Here is a 19636-nt window from a genome sequence, read left to right as displayed (position 1 = left end):
CCTGCGGCCGGGTGACTCGGGTGATACGCCCGGAAAGTCACGTGGGCGTTTTGTTCAGGTAAGCAGAGCAAAGCGGGCGCGAGGCCGGGCTCAGTCCTAGCGGGAGCCGGTCATTGCGAGCAGCGCGTCCGCGGCCCGGACACGGCCGTCACCGTCGATCTCGGACCAGCCGCGGGCGGCCAGCTCGTGGCGGCGCGACGGTGACGTCAGCGCCTCCCGCAGCGTCGAGATCGCGGCCGGGGACGGCAGGTCCGCGACCGCGCCCAGGCCGAAGCCGAGGCCGCGGGCCAGCATCGCGTCGTACCCGAGGCGCTGGTTGTCCGCGACCATGACCAGCGCGGGGCAGACGCCGAGGCAGAGCAGCTCCCAGGTGGACGTGCCGGCCGCGCTCACCACCAGGTCGGCGCCGTCGAGCAGCTCGGGCAGGTCCGGCGTGTTCGGCACGCACCGGAACCGCTGGCCGGGCGTGACCGGGATCTCGGCCGGGACCGGGGAGACCACGATCGCGTCCAGCGGCACGCCGGTCGCGGCCAGCATCCCGGCCAGCACCGGTGCCGCGCCGGCCGGGTCGGTCCCGCCGAAGAAGCAGACCACCGACGGCGCGCCCGGCGCGGACGGCGGGCGGGGCCGCGACGGACGGCGGGACCGGACCGAGTCGCGGAGCAGCACGTACGGCAACCCGGCCAGCCGGATCGCGCCCGGCGGCAGCGGCGGCGCGACCAGCTCGGCCCCGAGGTTCTGGTCCAGGTAGAGATCGGCGTCCTGGCCGCGCGGATCGCCGTCGACGATCGCCAGCACGGTGACCCCGCCGGCCCGCAGCGCGGCCGCGCAGCCCGGGTCCGTCACGTACGAGTCGATCACCACGGCGTCCAGTCCGAGCCGCCGCGCGGTCAGCGCCAGCGCCTCGGGCGACGGCGGTGCCGCGACCACCGGCAGGCCGAGCCGGTCGATCTCCCGTGCGGTCCACGACACCGAGCCGACGTCGCCGAGCAGGGCCACCCGGCAGCCGCGCGCGAGCAGCTCCTCCGCGAGCGCCAGGCAGCGGACCAGGTGGCCGGCGCCCATCGTCACGCCCGCGTCGCAGCGCAGGCCGACCGCGATCACCGGTCGGCCAGCGCCTTCTGCCGGACCTCGCCGTTGAGCGCGCGCACGTCCGGGTTCGCGTCCAGCCAGGCGGACAGCTCGCCCACCCCGACGATCCGGTCACCGAAATGGGCCACCACCGCCTCGATCAGCCGCCAGTCCTCGATCGTGTCCAGCGTGACGCGCAGCCCGGAGCGGTCCGGCGGCAGCGCGATGCCGGTGACCGTGAAATCCTCCGGATGGGTGTACACGTACGAGGTCACGTGCGTGCGGTGGAACCCGGTGGCGAGCCGGTCCGCGCGGCGCAGCGCGTCCACCGAGACGATTTCCACGTCCGTGCCGAGCGGCAGCACCCGGTGCAGCGACGTGCTCAGATAGTCCAGGCCGGGCGAGGCGGTGAAGTGCCGGACCGCGGTGCGGATCACCTCCGGGTCGAGCAGCGGGCAGTCCGCGTTGAACCGCATCACCGCGTCGAACCCCCGGCCCTGCGCCGGCAGCACGCCGGACAGCGCGCCCACGAACCGGGTCAGTACGTCCTCGGCCGGGCCGCGGAACACCCGTACCCCCAGGTGATCGCACTCGGCGGCGACGGCCGCGTCCTCGGGACGGTCGCTGGTCGCCACGATCAGGTCGTCGAGGCAGCCGGCCGCGCGCGCGGCCCGGATCACCCAGGCGAGCACGCTGCGGTCCCCGAGCGGCCGCAGCACCTTGCCCGGCAGCCGCTCGGAGCCCATCCGGGCCTGGACGATTCCGACGATCCGCATCCGTGCCGCTCCCGCTCTCGTTCAACTCCGGGGGCCGTCCGACGTGCGGCCCCGAGGGTCAACGAGCTTCAGAGACGGGGGTGACCGCGTGCCGACCGACACCCTGGGCGCGCCGGAGGTCTTCCGGCTGGCGCAGCCGGCCAAGGAGGAACGGCTGCTGCCGGAGATCGCCGAACGGCTGGTGGCGCACCGGGCCGGCTGCCCGCCGTACCGCCAGATCATGGACGCGATCGGGCACGGCGCCGGCCGGGACTACGGCACGCTCGAGGAACTGCCCTGGCTGCCGGTGCGGATGTTCAAGACGCACGCGCTGAAGAGCATCCCGGACGCGGCCGTCTTCAAGACGCTGACCAGCAGCGGGACCACCGGAACGCCGAGCCGGATCTTCCTGGACCAGCACGCCGCGGCCGCGCAGAGCCGCATGCTGTCCCGCACCATGCAGACCGTGCTCGGCCCGCACCGGCTGCCGATGCTGCTGGTCGACACGCGCGCGATCCTGGCCGACCGGCGCACGTTCTCCGCGCGCGGCGCCGGCGTGCTCGGCATGATGGGCTTCGGCCGGGACCACGCGTGGGCGCTGGACGCGGACGGCGTGGCCGACCCGGACACCATCGAGGCGTTCCTCCGCAAGCACGGCGAACGGCCCTTCCTGATCTTCGGATTCACCTTCATGGTCTGGCTGCACCTCTACGAGCTGGCCCGCGACCGCGGCTGGGACCTCAGCAACGGCGTGCTCGTCCACTCCGGAGGGTGGAAGAAGCTGCAGGACCAGGCGGTCTCGCCGGCCGCGTTCCGCGCGCGGTTCACCACGGACACCGGCCTGCGGCGGATCCACAACTTCTACGGCATGGTCGAGCAGATCGGCACGGTGTTCCTGGAGGGACCGGACGGCGGCGGGCTCTACTGCCCGGACTTCGCCGACGTGATCATCCGGGACCCGCGCACCTGGGCCGAGCAGCCGGCCGGCACTCCGGGCCTGATCGAGCTGGTCAGCACGCTGCCCACGTCGTACCCGGGGAATGTGCTGCTCACCGAGGATCTCGGCGTGGTGCACGGCGTCGACGACGGGGCCTGGCCCGGCAAACGGTTCGAGGTGCTCGGCCGGCTGCCGAGGGCCGAGGCGCGCGGCTGCAGCGACGTCTACGCCGTACCCGCGCAGGGGAGGGCCGCACTGTGATCGTCCGTTTCCCGGCCGCCGCCACCGGCCTGCTGCCCGCCACGGATCCGCTGACCGCCGGTGACCCGCGCGTGGTCGCGTTCCTCGGCGCGCTCTCCGCCCGGCTGCTCGCGCCGTCCGTCGCGCGCGCCCACCCGGAGCTGGGCTCGCTCGGCTTCTTCCTGCGCCGCGCCGAACTGGCCCGGACCGCCGCCCGCCTTCAAGAACAGGATCCGCACACGGTACGCCGCCCGCGCGGCCTGGTCTTCCACGTGCCACCGGCCAACGTGGACACCGTGTTCGTCTACTCCTGGGCGCTGAGCGCGCTCGCCGGCAACCGCAACGTGGTCCGCCTCTCCAGCCGCTCCGCCGGCGCCGCCGACGTCGTGCTCGCCGCGCTGAACGACGCGCTCGCCGACGCCGACCCGGTGATCGCGCGCACCCAGCGGATGGTCTCCTACGGCCGGGACGACGCGATCACCGCGGACCTCTCCGCCGCCTGTGACCTGCGGGTGCTCTGGGGCGGCGACGCCAGCGTGACCGAGCTGCGCCGCCACCCGCTCAGCCCGCTCGCCCGCGACCTGACCTTCCCGGACCGCTCCTCGTTCGCGGTGCTGTCCGCGCCCGGCTGGCTGGCCGCCGCGGGCGACGCCCGGCGCGCCGCCGCGGACGGCTACGCGAACGACGTCTACTGGTTCGACCAGGCCGCCTGCTCGTCCCCGCGCACGCTCTACGTGATCGGCGCGCCGGCCGACGCGGAGAAGGCGCTCGACGGCTTCCGCCGGGAGCTCGCCGACGCCGTGCACCGGCGCGGCTGGACGGTCGACGCCGCGATGGCCGTCGAGAAGCGGGTTCGCACCTACGGCCTGGCCGCCGACGGCCGTGCCGCCGGTGTCCGCTTCCCCAGCAACGAGCTGACCTGGCTGCACCTCACGGACGGCGCCGAGCCGCCCCGCGGCTGGCTCGGCACCGGCGTGGTCGCGGTCGCCCGGCTGGACGACCTGACCGATCTGGCCCCACTGATCACGCCGCGCGATCAGACGCTGAGCCACTTCGGCTTCTCCGGCGCGGAACTGCGCGCGCTGGTAACGGCGGTCCCGGGGCGCGGCCTGGACCGCATCGTCCCGTTCGGGCAGGCCCTCGCCTTCGCCCCGGTCTGGGACGGCCACGACCTCCTGGAGGAGTTCACCACCCGCACCACGATCCGCCCCTGACTGCCCTTCCCTTGCTGATGCGATAAGCCCGTTTCGCCCCGCTTCCCCGTGCCGTGCCAACGACTCTCTCCGCCGTTTTTTGCTCTGCTTACCCGGCTCAACCTTGCGCCTGAAACGCTCGTCTCGGCAGGTCAGAGAGCGAACCGCGTCAGGCGGCCCCGGCCGCCCGATGCCCTCCGCCGACGGTCGGCCCCGACGTCCGATAGCGGGCATGGGGCGCAACGTTGAGCCCGGTAAGCAGAGCAAAGTGGGTGTGTGCGGAAGCTGTTCGGTGGCGGGCGTGAGGGGGCGTCGAAGCGCAAGGTTGAGCCAGGTAAGCAGAGCAAAGGTTCTGGGTGAGATCGTCCGCCGGCGCGGCCGGGAAGGGGCGGCGGCGAGGGTTGCGGGGGTTCGGTGACCGGCGGCGGGACTGGCTCCGCCGCGGCGACCGGAGCGGCGGCGGAGGCCGCCGCGCGGTTTGCCCGCGGGAGCATGCGGGCTGTACCCGGCCGGGAGCGGGAAGATCGGTTTGAAGAAGTTCGAAAGGGTAGGCCAGGGCGAACTCCCGATGGTGGGAATCAGCCCTGGCGGGCGGGTCAGATGACGTCGCCGGGCTGGGGGAAGTTGGGGTCGCGCTTGGCGCGGCGGGCGGCGGCGCGGCGTTTGCTGATCCTCCTGGAGAGCTTGCGGGTGTCGCTGCGGACCAGTTTGTAGCCGCTGCGCGCGACCATCAGGAAGCGGCCCGGCCAGGACCGGCGGTAGAGCTGGATCTCCCAGTCCATCTTGGACAGGTGTAGGTCACGCGAGCGGATGATCTGCTCGGTCCACTCCATCTGGGCCAGCAGGTGGCTGACCTGATAGCGCTGGCGCCACAGCGCCTCGGCCAGCTCGCGGTAGCCGGGCACGTCGATCGTGGCGGCGCCGGGCGCGAGCGCGAGCAGTTCGCGTCGCCGGCCGTCGCGTTCCGGGAGCGGCAGGCCGGACAGGTCGAGTTCGATCGCGATCGCGGCGCGCAGCGACTCCTCGCGGAGCGGGCGGTCGATCATGCCGAGCAGCAGCCCGGCCAGGTCGACGGCGCTGCTGGTGATCGGCCATGGGTGCGGCTGGCCGGAGGTGATCAGCCGCGCGGCGAACCGCCACGCCACCCGGGTCAGCACCGTGTCCACCGCGATCGGCTCGTCCGGCGCCCAGCGCGGCGGGGCCAGGCCGAGCCGGGTGCCGTCGTCCAGCAGCTCGCCGGCGTCGGCCAGGGCCATCGGGCCGGTCACCCAGCCCTCCCGGGCGTGGCCGTCCAGCCAGGCCGCGAGCCGTCGCAGTTCGGTGCGCAAGCCGCTCAGGTCGGCGCGTGCGCACAGCCCGAGCAGCCGTTCCTCCAGAATCACCCCGGCGGGTACGGGGAAGGAGCCGTTCACCCGGCGCAGGCCGCCGCGGGCCGCCGACTCGTCCGCCGGGACCAGCGTGGTCGCGGTCGCGCCCCAGTCCGCGGGCGTCAGCGTGTAGGCGTGCGGCCCGTCCGTGTCGCCGGCCAGCAGCGCGTGCGACGGCACCTCACCGGATGCGCGGGACACGGTCACCCACGCCGGGGCGAGCACCGCCTCCGCGCCCGCGCGCAGCACCCGGCCGGCCATCCGGCGTGGGTCGCTGAGCACCGGCCGGTCCCGGTAGGCGTCGGTGAACGCGCGGGCCAGCACGGCCTGCAACGGCCCGCGCAGCGGCGCGCCGGCCTCGCCCAGCAGGCCGGGGCCGACGAGTACCGTGGGGTTCGCGGGCGTCGGGAACGCGGCGTAGCCGGCGGTGGAGTGCAGCCCGAAGATGGCCAGGCGGGTGGTCAGCTCGGCAAGCGAGGCCGGCCGGTCCGCGGCCGAGCCCGGGGGGTACCAGGCCGAGTCGTCGCGCTCGCGGGCGCCCGGGTCCAGCTCCACGGCCGTGTGCACGCCGAGCGGGTTCTCGTGCCGGAGCACCAGCGTGCCGTCCGGCGCGACCGCCTTCGCGAGCGTGGCCAGCAGTTCGTCGTCGGTGCGCGGTGTGCCCTCGGTGGAGTTCAGCCGCTCCAGGCCGTCCAGGCAGATCACGAGGTCGTACCGAGTGCTCGGATCGAGGCGGGCCGCGTCACCGCAGAGCACGCCGGCCGCGGGAAACCGCAGTGCCAGCGCCTCCGCGTCGCCCAGCGAGCGGACCAGGCACGTCACGGTCGCGCCCGCGTCGTGCAGCAGGGTGATCAGCTCGTCGTGGTGCGGGCCGGCGACCAGCACGTGCGCGCCGGGCGCCGGCACCAGCGTGCGCAGTAGGTGCCGGAGCGCGCCACCGCAGCCGTGCGCCGGGTCGGACCAGGCGAACATCTCGCCGCCGATCCGGGACAGGTTCGCCAGCGCGGCCGCGGCCGGGTTGATCTGGCCGGGGATCGGCGGCTCCGGGGCCGCGTGGGCCGGCTCGGGCAGTAGAGCGGCGGGGCGGTCGAACATCAGGCGCACCTCTCCAGGGGCTCCGCCCAGCCGAGCACGCTCCTCAGCTCCGCCGGCCGGGCCAGGTTGTCGGCGCCGAGTTCCCGGCGGGCCAGGGCTCGGCAGGATTCACGGTCGGTGGTGTAGCCGTAGACCTCGGGCCACTGGCGGCGCAGCCGGGGCTCGCCGCCGAACGTCAGGTCGCCGTCCTCCAGCACCATCGGGTCGCCGTAGACGGCCGCGTCCGCGCCGGTGAGCAGGCCGTACCAGATCGCGGAGCACAGCCGGTTGGACACCACCCGGCGGTGCCGGCGCAGCTCGCCGAGCTGCCGGATCAGGAACTCCCGGTCGTGGTCGCGCCACCAGAAGCCGCGGTATCCGTGGCAGATGACCCGGAATCCGGCGCGTTCGTAGAGCTTGCGGATCGCGCGGACGCGGTGCTCGTTCCAGTACAGACAGACCGTGACCGGGCCCTCCTCGACGGACCGCACCTCGTCGATCAGGCGCTGGTGGTCGCCCATCACCTGCTGCCCCTCCCAGCCGTGGAACGGGTAGAAGATCGTGCCCTCCCGTTCCTCGCCGGTGGCGGGTTCGAGCTCGTGCAGGTAGGCGAACGGCGACCCGATCGCGACCACGTTGCGGCGGCCCTGCGACACCGCGCGGCGGCGGGTCTCCTCGGACCAGACGAACAGCGGGCTGCCGTCCACGAACGGCACGCCCGGCGCCAGCCCGTCCCCGATGTTCCAGCCGTGCTGCAGGTAACCCAGCATCCGCGGTGGGTGCGTCGGATCGGCGAGGCCGCAGTACCGGGCGAGCACGTGTGCATGCCCGTAGTAGTAGTTCGCGTGATGCATGGGCAGGCCCAGCGCTCCCGGGGCTCGACGGCGACGTTTCCGCAGTGCCCAACGCGCCGCGCACCTGTTCGGTGACTTCACCGTTGGGCACTGCATGACGGACCTGCGCGCAGCGCTGCCCGTGCGAGACCGGGGCGGCTATCGGCAATCGGCGCTCGTGCTCGGCGGCGCCCAGCTCGACGGCGCCTACGGCATCGCGAACACCACCGGCGGCCCCTCCGACGCGGCCGCGGCCGCACTGCTGCGGACCGCGGCGGACTGCGGCGTCACCCACGTGGACACGGCCCGCGCGTACGGCGAGAGTGAGCGCCGGATCGGCGAGTCCGGCTCCGGCCTGCGCACGATCACCAAGGTCGCGCCGCTCGGCGCGGTCGCCAGCGGCGAGTCGTCGCTGGCGAACGCGGTCACCGCCAGCGTGGCCCGCAGCGCCGAGCATCTCGGTGAACCGCTGACCATCCTGCTGCACCGGGCCGCGGACGCGCTCGCGGTCGGCGGCGCCGCCTGGAAGACCCTTCGCCGGTACGCGGAGAGCGGGCTCGCCGAACGCGTCGGCGTGAGCGTGCAGTCGCCGGCCGAGCTGCGCGCGGTGCTGCGCCTGCCCGGGCTCGGCTACGTGCAGCTGCCGTGCAACGTGCTGGACCGGCGGTGGCTCGCGGCCGACCTCGCGGACCTGCTCGCGGAGCGGCCGGACCTGGTGGTGACCGTGCGCAGCGTCTACCTGCAGGGACTGCTGGCGGCGGGCCGGATGGTGCGCTGGCCGCACCTGGACCCGGCCGTGCGGAACACGGTGGTGGACACGCTGGACCGGGTCGCGCTGGAGCTGGGCCGCGCGGACCGGGCGGACCTGTGCATGGCGTACGTGCTGGGGCTGCCGTGGGTGACGTCCGTGGTGGTGGGCGCGGACACCGAGGCGCAGGTGCGGGCGAACGCGGCGCTGGCCTCCCGGTCGCCGCTGTCCGAGGCGGAGCGCGCGCACGTGCTGTCGGTGCTGCCGCACGTACCGCTGGAGTTGCTGGACCCCAGCCGGTGGACCCCATGAGCGCTCCGGTCGACCTCACCGATCTCTTCGGCCTGGAGGGGCGCACCGCCGTGGTGACCGGCGCGACCGGGCGGCTCGGCCGGACGTTCGCGTCCGTGCTGGCCGGGGCCGGTGCGACGGTGTGGGCGGTGTCCCGGTCCGGGGGTTCCGTGGACGGCACCCGGCCGTTCGCCTGCGACGTGACCTCGGACGCCGCCGTGGCGTCGCTCGGCGAGGCGGTTCGTGACAGCACAGGGCGGCTGGACGTGCTGGTACATGCGGCACACGTGGGCCGGGCCGGGTCACTGGCCACCGCCTCCCCGGGAGACTACGCGGAGGCGGCGGATCTGGCGCTGATCGCGTTCCAGCGGCTGCTGTCCGCGACGCGGGACCTGCTGTGCGAGGCCGCGGTGGACGGCTCGCCGTCGGTGATCGCGGTGTCCTCCATGTACGGCCTGGTCAGCCCGCGCCCGGTCTACGACGACCCGGCGGCCGGGAATCCGCCCTACTACGGCGCGGTCAAGGCCGGTGTGCGGCAACTGGCCCGGTACGCGGCGGCGGAGCTGGGCCCGCTGGGCGTGCGGGTGAACACGCTGACCCCCGGCGCGTTCCCCGGCCCGGGCGCGGAGCCGGGTCTGGTGGGACGGCTGGGCGCACAGACGCCGCTGGGGCGGGTGGGGGAGCCGGCGGAGCTGGCCACCGCGCTGATGTTCCTGGCCTCGCCACGATCGACGTATGTGACCGGTGCGAACGTTGTCGTCGATGGTGGCCGGACCGCTTGGTAGAAGCGGGCCGGAACGGTCGTGATGTGACCAAATCGGGACTCGGCAGCGCAAGTCACGACCGATATGCGCGAAACGCCAACAATCACCCTCTGTGCTGGCTTACCTTACGGAGAGTCTCCGCCGGTCAACTCAGGTGCCGGCCGCACCCACACGGGGGTAGAAAGAATGTCGATAGTCCATGGCGGCGAGCGCGCAACGCGCTCACGCTGGGCACCACGGGAAGGTTTGAGCGCCCGTCTCGGCGCTGTGGCCTTCGCGGGTGCTCTCTCTACAACCCTGCTGGCGGCCCCGGCCGCCGCGGCGCTGGCCGCCCCGACCGGGGTGACCGTCACGCCGAAGCAGGAGTCGGTCTGGGTCACGTGGAACGCGATCCCGGGCGCGACGGTCCACCACTACATCGCCACCGCGACGGACACCGACGGTGACACGGCCACCTGTAACGTAACCACGACCAGCTGCCTCATCGGTGGCCTCGAGCCCCGCAAGACGGTCTCCGTGACGGTCGCCGGTTACGAGACCGCCGAGGAGACGTCGAAGGGCACCTCGGCGAGCGCCTCCACCACGGCGACGCCCGGCCCGCCGGACAAGCCGACCTGGACCATGGGTTACCCGACGGTCACCGGCTCCGGCAAGGTGGACCTGTCGTGGACCGCCGCGGCCGGTGCGGCGTCCTACACGGTGACCACCACGCCGGGAAGCCCCGGCTGCGCCACCTCGGGCACGACGTGCGTGATCGAGGGTCTCGACCCGGCCAAGTCGTACAAGTTCTGGGTCAACGCGATCGGTGGCGGTGACACCGGCATCACGTCCTCAACCGCGTCCGGCGCCATCACGCCGGGCCGGCCGGGTGCGCCGCTCGACGTGATCGTGAACGCGACCACGGACGTGACCGGTGGCCCGCCCGGAACGCACGACGGCGAGGTCATGTGGACGCCCGCCACCGCGGGCGGACCGGTGGTGGACTACACCGTCACGGTCGCCGAGACCACGGCGGACCTGCTCACGACCGACCCGGTCTACTCGTGCGGCAACGTGACGACCAGTTGCCCGGTGACCGGCCTCGTGGACGGTAAGCAGTACACCGTGCGCGTCGTCGCGAACAACTCGGTCGGCGGCTCGGACGCGGCGGCCACCACCTACTACGGTGGCTCGCCGTCGATGCCCGTCATCTCGGCTCCCGAGCTGATGACCGGCACCGCGATCCTGCTGAAGTGGACCGCGCCGGCCAACAACCCGACCGCGCAGAAGGGCTCGCCGACGCCGGTGTACTCGGTGGAGGCGTCGCCGAGCGTCAAGTCGGTGACCGACACCTGCCAGAACATCACGACGATGAGCTGTGGCATCACCGGTCTCGAGGCCGGCCGGAGCTACAAGTTCAAGGTCAAGGCGCTGGGTGGCATCATCGGTGCGACCACCACGTCCTACACCGACTCCTACGACGTGGTCGGCCGTCCGGCCGCCCCGACCGGGGTCAAGGTCGAGCCGGTCGACACCGACACGGTGAAGGTCACCTGGGCGCTGCCGACCGGCAACCAGGTGCCGGTGCACTCGCTGCGCGTGTACAACAGCGCGGACGGCGACATCTCGGCCGACTGCAACAAGTTGACCGGTGTGACCGCCACGTCGACCGAGTGTGAGTTCGACATCATCGGTGCGCCGGGTACCCGCTCCTACTGGGTGCGCGCGCTCTCCGTCGACACGGACTACTACTCGGACAGCGAGAAGGTCACCTCGGCGACCGGTGCTCCGGGCATCCCGTACCTGGCCGGCGCCACGCCGTCCGGTCCGGGTGCGGTCAAGGTCAGCTTCCGCCGGCCGTCCGACCTGGGCGCGGGCATCGCGTCCTACACGGTCACCTCGGCGCCGGACGGCAAGACCTGCACCGCCGCCTACGTCTCCACGGACGACGTGGTCAGCTGCACCGTCAACGGTCTGACCAGTGGCACCAGCTACACGTTCGCCATCAAGTCGCTGGGTGTCGCCGGTAACGACGACTCCAAGACCGTGAGCAGCAGCGCCGTGGTCGCCGGTCCGCCCGGACCGGTCACCGACGCCAAGGCCGAGGCGATCGAGGGCGGCAAGGTCAAGGTCTCCTGGAAGGCGCCGGCCAGCACCGCGCTCGCCATCACCAGCTACACGGTGAAGTCGGCGCCGGCCGGCAACTCCTGCGAGATCCTGGCCTCGGCCACGCCGCTGGAGTGCACCTTCGACGCCCCGGCCGCGGGCACGAAGTACACGATCTGGGCGAACACCGCTGCCGCGGGCAGCTCCGAGGTGACCGTCGACGGTCCCGGCACGGTGCCGGGCGGCAAGCCGGGCATCCCGGCCGACGTCAAGGTCACCAACGTCGCCCAGGGCCTGCGGGTCGAGTGGAACGGCGTGACCGGTGCCACCAAGTACCAGGCGATGGCCGTCGCCGGTGGGACGTCGTTCTGGTGCGCCGCGACCGGTGCCGAGAACAAGGTCTGCACCATCCGCGGCCTGATGGGCGGCACGCAGTACACGGTCACGGTCCGCGCGGTCAACGGTGCGGTCAACGGCGACTGGTCCACGGGGGTCACCGGTACGCCGGACGCCGCCCTGCCGGCCATCGTCTGGCCGGCGACCTCGCCCGCCGGTGGCGGCCTGTCGAGCAGCGGCGGGTACGTCCTGTACCGCAACTCGCGGACCACCATCTCCGGCTACGGCTGGAAGCCGGGCGAGTCGGTCTGGGTGTACCTGTACTCGGGCAGCTCGAAGGTCCGGGTCGGCGGCGCGACCGCGAAGGCGGACGGCACGTTCGCCTCGGCCATCCAGATCCCGGCGAACGCCACCAAGGGCGGCAAGCGCGCCCTGGCCGGCGGCTGGGACAAGGACGGCAAGGTCCGCTGGCAGAACGCCTTCATCACGGTGAAGTAAGCGGTAGGAACAACGGGGAGCGCCCCGCCGGCCACACGGCCGGCGGGGCGCTCTCGTGGGCGGCGGGATCTCGTGTCCGAGATGAATCGAGAATGAACATCACTTGGGCTTCCCTTGGGCTATCGAAGCATGTCAGCCTGCTCGACGGCGTACCCCCGCATGGTGTTGAGGAGATGGTCTTGTCTTTGTCCGGTGTTCTTCGCGGTGCCGCGGCCGTGTCGGTCGCGCTCCTGGCCACGGTGGGGTTCGGCGCGCCGGCTCAGGCCGCCGCCGCACCGCCCACGGTGGACTACGTGGCGCTCGGTGACTCGTACGCGGCGGGTGTGGGCGCCGGGGCGCCGCTCGACCCCTGCCGGAACTCGGCGGGCGCCTACCCCCGCCTGTGGACCGGCACGGACGCGAAGCAGGTCCGGCTGACGGTCGCCACCTGCAGCGGCGGCAAGACCTCCGACGTGCTCGCCGCGGCCGCCGCGGTGACCGGTGAGACCGATCTGGTCAGCATCACGGCCGGCGCCAACGACCTGGGCGTGACCGGCGCGTTCGTGGCGTGCATGACGCCGGGCCGGGAGACGGACTGCGCGGCGGCGCAGGCCGCGATCACGACCGCACTGCAGACCACGCTGCCGGCCGCGGTCGGCACCGTGCTGACCACGGTCAAGGAGAAGGCGCCGAAGGCGAAGGTCGTGCTCACCGGCTACCCGCAGCCGTTCTCGCCGACCGGCACCTGCGCCGGCGCCGACATCCCGGCGGAGATCCGGGCACTGGGCAACCGCGTGATGGGCGGGCTGAACGCGGTGCTGGCCGCGCAGGCGAAGCTGGCCGGTGTGGCCTACGTGAACGTCGAGGACGCGTTCGCCGGTCATGAGATCTGCTCGGCCGCGCCGTGGGTGGTCGGCTTCGAGGGCCAGTCCGACGGCACCATCCTGCACCCGAACCTGGCCGGCCAGACCGAGGGCTACCTGCCGCCGTTCACCGAGGCGGTCGGCACGCCGCGGGACGTGGCGCAGTGGATCGCCGAGCGGGACGCGCCGGCCTCGCCGGCACCGTCCGGCACCGCGTCGCCGGCACCGTCGGCGACCACCTCCGCGGTCGCGGCACCGCCGAAGAACGACGTGCCCACGCTGCCGATCACCGGCCCGGACGTGGTGCTGACCGTGCTCGCGGGCGTGGCGCTGGTCGCCGTCGGCTCGACGGCCGTCCTGCTGGCGCGGCGCGCGCGGTAGCGGCTCCGCCGCGAAAGGGCCCCCACCGCGGGGCCCTTTTCGCTGTCCTCAGACATCGATGAGCGCCACTTGACTTCGTTTAGACACAAAACTAACGTGGGTACGATTCGCGTTACTCGTCCGATTTACGGAGGTGTGATCGTGCTGCGTACCGCACGTCTCGCCGTCGGCGCGCTCGTCGTCGCGCTGACGCTCACCGTCGCCGCTCCCGCCCACGCCGCGGTCTGGTCGTCCACCGACCGCTGGGGCACATGGACCAACGGCGGCTACACGCTCTACAACAACATCTGGGGCAACGGGTACGGCGCTCAGACCATCTGGGCCGACTCGTACAGCAGCTGGGGGGTCTGGGCGAACCACCCGAACACCGGCGGCATCAAGTCCTACCCGAACGCCACGAAGTGGGTCGGCAAGAAGGTCAGCGCGCTGGGCACCACCACGAGCAGCTTCAACGTCACGGTGCCCACCAGCGGCGTCGCGTTCACCACGGCGTACGACATCTGGTCCTCGGACAACGCCCACGAGATCATGCTGTGGATGAACAAGTACGGCGCGGTCGGCCCGCTCGGCACGCTGCAGACCACGCAGAGCGTCGGCGGCCACACCTGGCAGATCTACCGCGGGTCGAACGGCGCGAACAACGTCTACTCGTTCGTCCGCACCGGCAACACCAGCTCCGGCACGGTGGACATCCGGGCGATCGCGCAGTGGCTGCGCACGAACGGCTGGTGGGGCGACGTGACCGTGGGCAACGTCCAGTTCGGTTACGAGATCACCAGCTCGGCCGGCGGCAGGGACTTCGTCACGAACTCCTTCTCGGTCACCGCGAACTGAGCGACCGCCGCGCGCCCCACCCGCGCGGCGGCCGCCCGGATCATCAGACGATGTCCCAGGTCAGCGGCGTCCCCTTCGGGTAGGCGGAGCGGAACACGCGGCCCAGCACCAGGTCGATGTCGCCGGGTGGGAGGCCGCCGGCCGGCCGGATGGAGCGCACGTTGTCCCGGGTGACGGTGTCCCCGGCCGCCACGTCCTCGACCACGTAGAGCGACCGCCGGTAGCGCAGGCCCTCCTCCTCGGACTGGTCCGCGCCGATCCGTGGCGAGCCCAGCGCCGCGTGCGCGCGCCGCGCCTCGACCACCAGCGCGGCCAGCTCGGCCGGCTCCAGCGAGAACTCCGCGTCCACGCCGCCCTCGGCACGGGACAGCGTCACGTGCTTCTCGATCACGGCGGCGCCGAGCGCGACGGACGCGACCGCCACGCCGATGCCGGGCGTGTGGTCGGAGAGGCCGGCGATCGTGCCGAACGCGTCCGCCAGCACCGGGATCCGGCGCAGGTTCGCGGCCTCGACCGGCGCCGGGTAGGTGGCGGTGCAGGAGAGCAGGATCGGGTTCGCGCAGCCGGCGCCGCGCGCGGCCCGGACCGCGGCGTCGATCTCCGCCACGTTCGCCATGCCGGTCGACATGATCAGCGGCTTGCCGGTGGACGCGGCCAGCCGGATCAGCGGCAGGTCCACCAGCTCGGACGAGGCGATCTTGTACGCCGGCGCGTTCAGCTTCTCCAGCAGGTCGACCGCGGTCGGGTCGAACGGACTGGAGAACGCGATCAGCCCGCGCTCCCGGGCCCGGTCGAAGATCGGCTCGTGCCACTCCCAGGGCGTGTGCGCGCGCTCGTACAACCGGTAGAGGTTCTCGCCGCCCCACAGCTCGTGGCCGTCGCTGATCCGGAAGCGCGGGCCGTCCACGTCGATGGTGAGCGTGTCCGCGCGGTACGTCTGGATCTTCAGCGCGCTGGCGCCGGCGTCCGCGATCGCGTCCACGATCCGCAGCGCGCGCTGCAGATCCCCGTTGTGGTTGCCGGACATCTCGGCGATGACGAACGGCGGGTGGGCCGTACCGACGTACTGGTGATCGATGCGGGTCTGGCGGTCCGTCATGCGGTCCCTTCCTTTCGATAGGCGGCGGCCGTGAGCGCGTAGCGCAGGACCGTCTCGGTCTCGCCGTCCACCTCGCGCTGGTACTCGCCGGTGACGGTGAAACCGAAGCGTTCGTGCAGCTTGACCACGGCCGAGTTCCTCGCCAGCGCCTCGCCGCGCAGCTCGGCGTACCCGGCGGGCCCGAACGCGTGGTCCAGCGTGGCGATCTCGGTGGCGATCCAGGTGGGCAGCAGCGCGCGGCGCGCCTCCAGCCCGTCCACGTCCAGGTAGAAGCTCCAGTCCGCACCGCCGCCGGTTTCGGTCCCGGGTTCGGCCTCGTTGAGGATGACCACGCCGACCGGCACGTCGTCGGCGCAGGCGATCAGCACGTGCCGGGAGTCGTCCGCGGCGACGCGCGACCACCAGGCGGCGTGCTCGTCCGGCGCGATCACGTGCGTGGTGAAGCTGGCCTGCCGGACCACCTCGTGGTTGCGCCAGCGCAGCACCAGGTCCCGGTCGTCGTCGGTCGCCGGGCGCAGCTTCACGGTGGGAACGGGACTCACTTGCCACTCCTGGAGACTCTTCGGACGGTCTGGCGGGCCAGGCGCAGCGGTGCGGTGACCGCGCGGCCGACCATGAAACTGCGCGAGTTCTGATAAAGATGCAGGTGGCGCTCGTGCTCGCGGTTCGAGGCGCGCACCCGCTCCTCCCACCAGGCGATCTCGTCGCGCGCCTCGGCCAGCTCCGCGGCCAGCCGGTCCATCGCGCCGGTCATCGCGCGCCAGTCGCGCGCGGCCAGCGCGGTGTGCCGGGCGGTGACCGTGCCCAGTTCGCAGCGCAACTCCTGCTCGGCCTGCTCGGGCAGCAGCCAGCGCGCGGCCTGGATCTCGCACTCCAGCGCCACGGCCGCGCGTACGGCCTCCCGGGTCAGCGGGCGCCCGGCCGCCGCGGCCAGCGACACGGTCAGGCTCTCCACGTCCAGGCTGGCCGGCCACGGGTGCGGCAGCCCGGCGGTGAGCAGCGTGACCGCGAAGCCGCGCAGCGCCCGGGCCAGCACCTCATCCATCGGGATCGGCGCGGACAGGTGCCAGGACGGGTCCAGCAGCTCGTGCCGGGTGCCGTCGGTGAGCACGTTGTCGCAGGTGGCGAACGCGAGGTGGCCGCTCGGCGGCGAGCCGGCCAGCCAGTCCGCGTAACCGCGCAGCAGCCGCCGGACCGCGGGCAGGTCGTGCTCCGCGCACGCGGCCAGCAGCAGGTCCGCAAGCGTCCGGTCCGGCGCGACCCGGCCGGTGAGCAGCTCCGGCATGCGGGTGACCCGGCCGACCAGGCGCAGCGTGGCGCCGGAGTCGGAGAGCAGCCGCCGCGACCACTGGCCGTCGTCCGCGCGCTCGTAGGCCACCGCGGTGTCCCAGTGCGCGGCGTGCGCGCCGCCGGCGACGAACGCGGGCGGCAGCGGCTCGCGCGGGCAGACCGGCTGCCGGCCGGCCGCCACGATCCAGGCCGGTGCGAGCTGCGCGCCCATCCCGGCCCGCAGCGCCGCCCCGGCCAGCCGGCGCGGATCGTCCAGCAGCGGCCGGCGGCGGGTGGCGGCGCCGAACGCGGCCGCGGCCTCCGCGGCCAGCAGCGGCACCGTGCCGGAGGCGGCGTCCAGCTCGGGGGTGCGCGCCAGCACGGTCGGCCGGGCCGGCTCCGCGAACGCCGCGTAGCTCGGCGCCACGTGCAGCCCGGCCTCGCGCAGCCACGCCACCAGCGCGTTGTGCCCGACCGGCTCGGCCGGGTCCGGCGCGGGCAGCCCGCCGGCCGCGGTCAGCCGGTGCGCGCCGAGCGGGTTCTCCACGCCGAGCAGCAGCACGCCCGCGCCGGCCACCGCGCCGGTCAGCCGGTCCAGCGCGGCCTGCCAGGTCAGCCGGGCGCCGTCCGGGCTGTGCAGCCGGGACAGCCCGCCGAGCGCCAGCACCAGGTCGTGGCCGGCACCCGGCGTGAACGCGTCCAGGCTGCCGCAGAGCACCCGGACGCGCGGGTTGCGCTCGTGCCGGCGGGCCAGCGCCCGCGCGTCGGCGTGCGAGCGGACCAGGCAGGTCACGGCCGCGCACCGGTCGGCGAGCGCGTCGGTCAGCGCGGTGGTGTGCGGGCCGGCGAGCAGCACCCGGGTCTCCGCGCCCGCGTACGCGCCGGCCAGCAGCTCCAGCGCGGCGCCGCCGGCCGCGTGCTCCGCGTCGGAGCAGGCCATGGCCTCGCCGCCGATCAGGTGGACGGATTGATCAAGATCTGACACGGGTCGCCCTCGGATCCGGTGTGGCCGGTGCGGGAAGGGGGGAGTCCTGGGGCCAGCCGAGCAGGTCGCGCAGCTCGTCCGGGCCGGCCAGGTGATCGAGTCCGAGCTCGGTGCGGGCCGCCTCGCGCGCGGTGCGCGGGTCGATCCGCTCGCCGTGCAGTGCGGACCACTGACGGCGCACCCGGGCGTGGCCGCCGTACCTCGGGTCCTCGCCGGTGAGCGTCATCGGGTCGCCGTAGACGGCCGGTTCGCAGCCGGCCGCGATGCCGTGGAAGATCGCGGTGGAGAGCCGGTTGGAGGCGACCCGGCGGTGCCCGCGCAGCTCGGCGAGTTGCCGGTCGAGGAAGCGCGGGTCGGTGCCGCGCCACTTCAGCCCGCGGCGGCCGTGGCAGATCACCCGGAAGCCGGCCCGCTCGTACCGGCCGCGGACCCGCCGGTCGTCGTGGTCCTGCCAGTAGAGGCAGACCGTGACCGGCTCGGTCTCCACCGACCTGATCGCGTCGATCAGCGCGTCGTGGTCGCCGCGGACCTTCTGCTTCTCCCAGCCGTGGAACGGGTACCAGATCGTGCCGGTCCGCCGCATGTCGCCCGGCGGGGGCGCGCTCAGCTCCGGTGGGGCCAGCCGGGGCCGTTCCGCCGCCAGCACCCGCTCCGCGTGCGCGATCAGGTACGCGAACGGCGCGCCGATCACCACGGCCGGCCGCCCGGCCAGTCGCGCCCGCCGGGCCGTCGCCTCCGACCAGGCGAACGTGGGCCGCCCGGCGACCAGCCGGGTGCCCTCGCCCAGCCCGTCGCCGATGTTCCACCCGTGCTGCAGGTAGCCGGCGATCCGGGGCGGGTTCGCGTCGTCCAGTCCGCAGTAGCGGGCCAGCACGTGCGCGTGCCCGTAGAAGTGGTTCGCGTGGTGCATCAGCCCAGGACGGCCCGCAGCGCCTCGACGGCCCGCTCCTGGTCGGCGTCCGTGAGGTCGGTGAAGAGCGGCAGCGACAGCTGCTCGCCGTAGAACCGTTCCGCGACCGGGCACATCCCGCGCCGGTAGCCGAGGTCGGCGAAGACCGGGTGCAGGTGCACCGGCAGGTAGTTGACCTGCACGCCGATCCCGGCGGCCCGCATCCGGTCGTAGACCTCGCGCCGCCGGCCGTCCGCGATCCGCACCGGGTAGAGGTGCCACATCGGGTCGGTCCAGGCGCGCTGCACCGGAAGACCCAGCCCGGGTACGTCCGCCAGCATCTCGTTGTAGCGGGCGGCCAGCCGGGCGCGCGCGGCCTTGAACTGGCCGAGGCGGCGGAGCTGGCTGAGGCCGAGCGCGCAGAGCACGTCCGGCAGCCGGTAGTTCAGGCCGAACGAGTGCACCTCCTGGTGCCAGCCGCCCTCGTCCGGCGTGCGCAGCAGCTCCCGGTCGCGGACCATGCCCTGGTTGGCGAAGCGCCGGGCTCGGCCCAGCACCGCCGGATCGCGCGCCGCGACCGCGCCGCCCTCGCCGGTGGTCAGGTTCTTGGTCGGGAAGAACGACAGCGTGGTGACGTCCGCCAGCGAGCCGACCGGCACGCCGCGGTAGACCGAGCCGATCGAGTGCGCCGCGTCGCCGATCAGCGTCGCGTCCGCGCGCCGGGCCACCTTGGTCAGCGCCTCGTACTCCGCCGGGTGGCCGGCGTAGTCGACCGCGGTGACCGCCCTGGTCCGGGTGGTGACCGCGGCGTCGACCGCGGCCGCGTCCAGGTTCGCGGTCTCCTCCTCCACGTCCGCGAAGACGATCGTGGCGCCGTGCAGCGCGGCCGTGGCCGCGGTGGCCGCGAACGTGATCGGCGTGGTGATCACCTCGTCGCCGGGCCGGACCCCGATCGCCGCGTACGCCGTGTGCAGCGCCGCCGTGCCGGACGTGACCGCCACGCAGCCGGTGCCGCCGAGGTTCGCGGTCAGCGCCGCCTCGAACGCGCCGACCGTCGGCCCGGTGGTGAGGAAGTCACCCCGGAGCGCGGCCGTGACCGCCGCGATGTCGTCGTCGTCGACGGACTGGCGTCCGTAGGGGAGCAT

Annotated in this window: 16 protein-coding genes; 7 read left to right on the top strand and 9 right to left on the bottom strand. The window is 73.6% G+C overall.

What is annotated here, in order from left to right; genetic code table 11:
• Window positions 1-96: 96 nt before the first annotated feature.
• Window positions 97-1065 carry a PseG/SpsG family protein gene (locus tag J2S43_RS31435; protein WP_306839567.1) on the bottom strand — a complete coding sequence of 323 codons (969 nt, stop codon included), beginning with the start codon at window positions 1063-1065 and terminating at the stop codon, window positions 97-99.
• Between the two features lie 35 nt (window positions 1066-1100).
• Entirely contained in the window at window positions 1101-1847 is a 747-nt protein-coding gene (locus tag J2S43_RS31430) for a cytidylyltransferase domain-containing protein (RefSeq protein ID WP_306835209.1), read from the bottom strand.
• Window positions 1848-1935: 88 nt separating this feature from the next.
• Here J2S43_RS31430 and J2S43_RS31425 point away from each other — a divergent pair, with 88 nt between their 5' ends.
• A complete protein-coding gene (locus J2S43_RS31425) occupies window positions 1936-3024 on the top strand; it encodes a LuxE/PaaK family acyltransferase (protein ID WP_306835207.1) in 1089 nt (362 codons plus the stop codon).
• Window positions 3021-4217, top strand: coding sequence for an acyl-CoA reductase (locus J2S43_RS31420; protein WP_370881678.1), 1197 nt, complete (start codon window positions 3021-3023; stop codon window positions 4215-4217). The genes J2S43_RS31425 and J2S43_RS31420 overlap by 4 nt, the downstream gene beginning before the upstream one ends.
• Window positions 4218-4792: 575 nt before the next feature.
• Here J2S43_RS31420 and J2S43_RS31415 read toward each other — a convergent pair.
• Together J2S43_RS31415 and J2S43_RS31410 are read right to left on the bottom strand one after the other, a co-directional pair.
• A complete protein-coding gene (locus J2S43_RS31415) occupies window positions 4793-6658 on the bottom strand; it encodes a hypothetical protein (RefSeq protein ID WP_306835205.1) in 1866 nt (621 codons plus the stop codon).
• Window positions 6658-7491: a hypothetical protein gene (locus J2S43_RS31410; RefSeq protein ID WP_306835204.1), complete on the bottom strand. Its 834-nt coding sequence runs from the start codon at window positions 7489-7491 to the stop codon at window positions 6658-6660. Before J2S43_RS31410 ends, J2S43_RS31415 begins: the two co-directional genes overlap by 1 nt.
• A gap of 94 nt (window positions 7492-7585) precedes the next feature.
• Between J2S43_RS31410 and J2S43_RS31405 the strand changes: the two genes are divergently transcribed.
• From J2S43_RS31405 to J2S43_RS31385, 5 genes are all read left to right on the top strand, one after another.
• The gene (locus tag J2S43_RS31405) at window positions 7586-8530 is read left to right on the top strand and encodes an aldo/keto reductase (protein ID WP_306835203.1); all 945 of its coding nucleotides are present in this window, start codon (window positions 7586-7588) and stop codon (window positions 8528-8530) included.
• A complete protein-coding gene (locus J2S43_RS31400) occupies window positions 8527-9294 on the top strand; it encodes an SDR family NAD(P)-dependent oxidoreductase (protein WP_306835202.1) in 768 nt (255 codons plus the stop codon). Before J2S43_RS31405 ends, J2S43_RS31400 begins: the two co-directional genes overlap by 4 nt.
• 246 nt (window positions 9295-9540) lie before the next feature.
• Complete coding sequence (locus J2S43_RS31395; RefSeq protein ID WP_306835201.1) at window positions 9541-12192, top strand: fibronectin type III domain-containing protein; 2652 nt, start codon at window positions 9541-9543, stop codon at window positions 12190-12192.
• A 215-nt stretch (window positions 12193-12407) separates the two neighbouring features.
• Entirely contained in the window at window positions 12408-13415 is a 1008-nt protein-coding gene (locus J2S43_RS31390) for an SGNH/GDSL hydrolase family protein (protein ID WP_306835199.1), read from the top strand.
• A 141-nt stretch (window positions 13416-13556) separates the two neighbouring features.
• The gene (locus J2S43_RS31385) at window positions 13557-14249 is read left to right on the top strand and encodes a GH12 family glycosyl hydrolase domain-containing protein (protein ID WP_306835198.1); all 693 of its coding nucleotides are present in this window, start codon (window positions 13557-13559) and stop codon (window positions 14247-14249) included.
• A 43-nt stretch (window positions 14250-14292) separates the two neighbouring features.
• Here the strand turns inward: J2S43_RS31385 and pseI are convergent, their stop codons facing one another.
• From pseI to J2S43_RS31360, 5 genes are read right to left on the bottom strand one after another with little or no spacing between them, the layout of a single operon-like run.
• Window positions 14293-15348, bottom strand: coding sequence for a pseudaminic acid synthase (gene pseI / locus J2S43_RS31380; protein ID WP_306835197.1), 1056 nt, complete (start codon window positions 15346-15348; stop codon window positions 14293-14295).
• Window positions 15345-15890, bottom strand: coding sequence for a GNAT family N-acetyltransferase (locus tag J2S43_RS31375; RefSeq protein WP_306835196.1), 546 nt, complete (start codon window positions 15888-15890; stop codon window positions 15345-15347). Before J2S43_RS31375 ends, pseI begins: the two co-directional genes overlap by 4 nt.
• Entirely contained in the window at window positions 15887-17602 is a 1716-nt protein-coding gene (locus J2S43_RS31370) for a class I SAM-dependent methyltransferase (RefSeq protein WP_306835195.1), read from the bottom strand. The genes J2S43_RS31375 and J2S43_RS31370 overlap by 4 nt, the downstream gene beginning before the upstream one ends.
• Entirely contained in the window at window positions 17589-18512 is a 924-nt protein-coding gene (locus tag J2S43_RS31365; protein WP_306835193.1) for a hypothetical protein, read from the bottom strand. The genes J2S43_RS31370 and J2S43_RS31365 overlap by 14 nt, the downstream gene beginning before the upstream one ends.
• Window positions 18512-19636: a DegT/DnrJ/EryC1/StrS family aminotransferase gene (locus J2S43_RS31360; RefSeq protein ID WP_306835190.1), complete on the bottom strand. Its 1125-nt coding sequence runs from the start codon at window positions 19634-19636 to the stop codon at window positions 18512-18514. Before J2S43_RS31360 ends, J2S43_RS31365 begins: the two co-directional genes overlap by 1 nt.

The organism is Catenuloplanes nepalensis, from assembly GCF_030811575.1.
Taxonomy (GTDB): domain Bacteria; phylum Actinomycetota; class Actinomycetes; order Mycobacteriales; family Micromonosporaceae; genus Catenuloplanes; species Catenuloplanes nepalensis.
This window is presented reverse-complemented; position numbering and strand designations above follow the sequence as displayed.

Excerpts from the sequence above, each read along its gene's own strand:
- J2S43_RS31435 (WP_306839567.1), bottom strand. The coding sequence starts at position 1,065 with ATGGGCGCCGGCCACCTGGTCCGCTGCCTGGCGCTCGCGGAGGAGCTG.
- J2S43_RS31365 (WP_306835193.1), bottom strand. The coding sequence starts at position 18,512 with ATGCACCACGCGAACCACTTCTACGGGCACGCGCACGTGCTGGCCCGC.
- J2S43_RS31430 (WP_306835209.1), bottom strand. The coding sequence starts at position 1,847 with ATGCGGATCGTCGGAATCGTCCAGGCCCGGATGGGCTCCGAGCGGCTG.
- J2S43_RS31405 (WP_306835203.1), top strand. The coding sequence starts at position 7,586 with ATGACGGACCTGCGCGCAGCGCTGCCCGTGCGAGACCGGGGCGGCTAT.
- J2S43_RS31415 (WP_306835205.1), bottom strand. The coding sequence starts at position 6,658 with ATGTTCGACCGCCCCGCCGCTCTACTGCCCGAGCCGGCCCACGCGGCC.
- J2S43_RS31360 (WP_306835190.1), bottom strand. The coding sequence starts at position 19,636 with ATGCTCCCCTACGGACGCCAGTCCGTCGACGACGACGACATCGCGGCG.
- J2S43_RS31400 (WP_306835202.1), top strand. The coding sequence starts at position 8,527 with ATGAGCGCTCCGGTCGACCTCACCGATCTCTTCGGCCTGGAGGGGCGC.
- J2S43_RS31410 (WP_306835204.1), bottom strand. The coding sequence starts at position 7,491 with ATGCATCACGCGAACTACTACTACGGGCATGCACACGTGCTCGCCCGG.
- pseI (WP_306835197.1), bottom strand. The coding sequence starts at position 15,348 with ATGACGGACCGCCAGACCCGCATCGATCACCAGTACGTCGGTACGGCC.